Source organism: Corallococcus sp. AB038B (assembly GCF_003668955.1).
GTDB lineage: Bacteria > Myxococcota > Myxococcia > Myxococcales > Myxococcaceae > Corallococcus > Corallococcus exiguus.
This window is the reverse complement of record NZ_RAWO01000259.1, coordinates 1-404: the sequence shown is the minus strand read 5'-3', so window position 1 is coordinate 404 and position 404 is coordinate 1. Positions and strand designations below refer to the sequence as shown.

At 72.0% G+C, this 404-nt stretch carries 1 protein-coding gene; it reads left to right on the top strand.

Translation table 11 applies throughout. From position 1 onward, the window contains the following. Positions 1-404, top strand: a 404-nt coding sequence (locus D7Y04_RS43205) for a protein kinase (protein WP_147477371.1), incomplete at both ends; no start/stop codon positions are given.

The window sequence follows — 404 nt, the reverse complement described above, 5'->3', positions numbered from 1 at the left end:
CCTTCGCGCCGACGAGCCCGCGTTCCCCGTCCCCGGCTGGGACCGTTACCAACCCGTGCGCTTCCTCGGACAGGGAGGCATGGGGCGCGTGTTCCTCGCGTGGGATCCGCGCCTGCGCCGCCACGTCGCGCTCAAGTTCGTCCGTGACGACGACGCCGAGCTCACCCGCCGCTTCGTCTCCGAGGCCCGCGCCCAGGCCCGCGTGGACCACGCGCACGTGTGCCGTGTGTTCGAGGTCGGTGAAGTCCACGGCCGCGTCTACATCGCCATGCAGTACGTGGACGGGCAGCCGCTCAACGTGCTCGTGGACGCGCTCACCGTGGAGCAGAAGGCCCTGGTCCTCCGCGAAGCCGCCGAGGGCGTCCACGCCGCCCACCGCGCCGGCCTCATCCACCGCGACATCA